The organism is Mycobacterium sp., from assembly GCF_049673265.1.
GTDB lineage: Bacteria > Actinomycetota > Actinomycetes > Mycobacteriales > Mycobacteriaceae > Mycobacterium.
Genome location: NZ_JBATXN010000418.1, coordinates 1 through 3,160, shown reverse-complemented (window position 1 = coordinate 3,160; position 3,160 = coordinate 1). Strand labels below are relative to the sequence as shown.

Genomic DNA, 3,160 nt, shown 5'->3' with positions numbered 1-3,160 from the left:
GGCCGAGGCGGGCGCCGGTGCTGGAACGGGAGCCGGAGTCGGGGCGAGTCCCAGCGCGATGGGCGGAGGGATCGGGGCGACGGGCAGCGCCGGGATCGCGGTCAGCCCGGCCAATCCGGCGAGGCCTGCCAAGCCGCTGGCACCAAGGGGGAGGACCACCAGCGGAGCCAATGGGACGGTCAACAGCGGCAGGACCGTCGGGAGCAGCAGAAGAGTCGGCTCGAGCAGCGTCTTCAGCAACGCGATGGTGTCGGTGATGACCGTGCCGATGGCTTCGACGGTGGTGAACAACAGAGTGAAGCCGATGGTCGCCGGATTTCCTGAGGCGAACGCCGCGGTGAGGTCCGCCCCGATAAACGCGAAGGTTTGCGACAGGAAGGCGACATATGTGCCGATATCCATCGGATAGCCGAGGGCGAACGCGATGTTGAACGGGTCGAGGAAGATGAGCGGGTTACCGAGCTCGGCCAGATAGGGGTCGAATCCGGACAGCAGCGATGCCAAGTAGGGGTCGTTCAGCAGGTTGTTGATCAGCGGCTGCAACACGTTGTTGTAGAAGTCGGTGTATCCGATGTTCTGTAGCCATTGCAGCCATTGGTCTTCGGTGTCCGGGGGCAACGAGCTCGAATCGGCAGGGGTTGCCGCGGCCGCAGCGGATTTCACAACCGGCGGCGCGGGCGGGGTTTGCGGTGATGCCGCCAGCGCGGCGGTGGCCACACCCTGATAGGTGCTCATCACGGTCGCGGCCTGAACCCACATCCGCGCATAATCGGCCTCATTCAGCGCGATCGGAATCGTGTTGAGGCCAAAGAAATTCGTCGCCAGCAGCACCGCGTGGGTGGCGTGGTTGGCGGCCAGCTCGCCCAGGGTCGGCATGGTTGCCAACGCGGTGGTGTAGGCAGTGGCCGTGGTTTCGTGGTGTGTGGCGGTCGTGGCGGCGTCGGCGCTGGCCTGCATCAGCCATGCCAGATACGGCGCATGGGCGGCCACATACTCTTCGGCGGTCGGGCCTTGCCACGCGCCGGACTGCACGCCGTTTAAGACGGCGGTCAGTTCCGCGGCAGTTTGGGTGTATTCGGTGCTGAGCGAGTTCCACGCCCCCGCGGCTGCCAGCAACGAGCCAGGGCCCGGACCGCTGCTCAGCAGCGCAGAATGGACTTCCGGCGGTGCTGCCATCCAGATCGGTGCGGTCATCGATCGTCTCCCTTAGCCATGACGAAAACCCTTGCCGGATCGGTCAAGTGGGTCGGGATCCAGGCCCAGGTACTTAGCCCGCAGCCGGTCCCACAGTTCCAGCTGCCCCCACGCCAGCTGGTCGCGAAGTTGTTGATCATCGGTTGTTCGTCACCTGCTCGGGCTTGTCAGTAAGAACGCAGTCGCCGCACAGCCCGCCGCGGGGAGCGCGGTAATAGAGGCAGCAGCTAGTCCGGCGGTAGCTGTCGCCGTCGAAAAGTACTGCGCCCGAGAGTCTTTCGTCAGAGCATAGCCGGCGAGCCAGTTGCCACCCGGGCCCCGCTTTGGCGCTGCGGTCGAACACGAGCGCGGCGCCGAGCAGGGCGGAGGCCGCATTGCCTCGCAGCAACAAGCCCGAGATGGGCCCGAGTCGGCGAAGTGCCGCGGTGAGGGGCGTCAGGTGTTCTGCGAGGACGATATCTGCCAGCAGCTGCTCAAGGTTGTCGCCTTGCCAGGCGGCCGGATGTTGGATGTGGAGCCGAATTTGGCCGTCGGCTTCCCGGAACAGCAAACGCTCGGCGTTCAGGTCGAGGAGCAGTCCGTGGCCCGCCACCGCACCCAGGCCGATCGACCACAGCCGCGCGGCGAAGCCGAGGAAGAACGTCGACGCTGCGACCCGCTGCTCTGCGGTATCGATGCGTGCTTGAACTCGGCTGATGATCCCGTCGAGTAATGCCGCGTCGGTGTAGAGCTGCTGCACGGGACGCCACCCGTCGTCAACAGGTCCGATGCCTACCGCAAAATAGGGGCCGATCGCGGATAGTTCGGCGAGCACTCGCTGGAGAGCGTCGAAACGCGGACGCGCCATGGAAGTAGGTCAGCTCTCTCGGGGTCGACCGCCCCGGGTTGCAGGATGCGACGACGCGAGTGTCCTGGCTCTCGGATCACTGCTCGCCTCGCCTTCCGGCTCTTGAAGCTTATGAGCCGTGGCTAGTGAGGTTCGCTCCCCGATCACAGTGGCGGGACCGCGCCGGATTTGCACCGGCTTCCTGCATCGTCATCGCCTTACGGGCGACATTGTCGCACTTCGGTCAGTCCAAGCGGTAACGAATCAGCCGAGATCTATTTCACCCCGCGCTGGCGCTCAACGCGTCTACCGCCGCATCGATGTTCGGGATGACCGCCGAACCGTAGCGGGCGACAATCTGGCCGAGGGAGCGGGCGAGGTGCGGTCCCACCGCGTCGGCCAGCAGCACCTCCTCGGCAATCACGATGCCACCGACCACGTGTGCGGCCCTCAACCGGTCGTCGCGGGTCACCTCGTAGCGCCAGTCACCGATCTGCAGTCGTGCGGCTTGTGATCGAAACACCCCCCGACGGGCAGGGGTGTGCGCGACGCCCGGCAGCCCGGCAAAGACGTTGATCACCAACGCGATGCCGCCCGGTCCGGCCAGCGCACCGGCGACGGTGCGGCTCACTCGCTCGGCGTCGAAGGCCGCCATCAGTCATTCATCGCGAGCACGAACGACGGCTCGATGGTTTCGGCTGTGCCGCTGCGCCGCACGGCTGTTCCGGCGGCGTAGAACTCCACGGTGTGGAAGCCCCACGCGTAGTTCTGGATGGTGAAATGCACCCCGACGACTCCCGATGCGCCGTCGCGCTCAGCTTCGCCTTGCATACGCGACATGGCCAACTCGCGCGCTTCGTAGTTTCCCGTCGTCCACTGCGGCATCTCGACGTTGCGACCCATCTGTCGCAGGGTCTGCAGAAAGCCTTGCGCGGCAATGTGAAACACGCAGTTGCCCATGACGAACGCCACGGGCGCGTAGCCCGATCGAAGCAGGGTCGCCATGTCCTGCCCGGACAGATGGCTGGAAAAGGCCTGTCCATTACCGCGCCGAAAGGCCCCTGGTTTCGGGGTGTAGCGCACCGCGGTTCCGACAGCGATGAACTCCAAGTGCTCGGATTCGGCGCCGTGCTGGCGCCA

General features: G+C 65.6%; 4 protein-coding genes and 1 riboswitch. All 4 genes read right to left on the bottom strand.

The window, feature by feature from the left end:
- Positions 1-1,194: PPE family protein (locus WBF82_RS14295; protein WP_424383656.1), on the bottom strand; the 1,194-nt coding region annotated here is incomplete at its 3' end.
- Positions 1,195-1,330: 136 nt separating this feature from the next.
- Positions 1,331-2,041 carry a (2Fe-2S)-binding protein gene (locus tag WBF82_RS14290; protein WP_424383655.1) on the bottom strand — a complete coding sequence of 237 codons (711 nt, stop codon included), beginning with the start codon at positions 2,039-2,041 and terminating at the stop codon, positions 1,331-1,333.
- 37 nt (positions 2,042-2,078) lie between these two features.
- A riboswitch (cobalamin riboswitch) is annotated at positions 2,079-2,268 on the bottom strand.
- Positions 2,269-2,300: 32 nt separating this feature from the next.
- Positions 2,301-2,675 (bottom strand): DUF5073 family protein, encoded by a 375-nt coding sequence (locus WBF82_RS14285; RefSeq protein ID WP_424383654.1) that lies wholly within the window; start codon positions 2,673-2,675, stop codon positions 2,301-2,303.
- On the bottom strand, positions 2,675-3,160 hold a 486-nt coding region (locus tag WBF82_RS14280), incomplete at its 5' end, for a heavy metal-binding domain-containing protein (protein ID WP_424383653.1). The genes WBF82_RS14285 and WBF82_RS14280, both read right to left, overlap by 1 nt.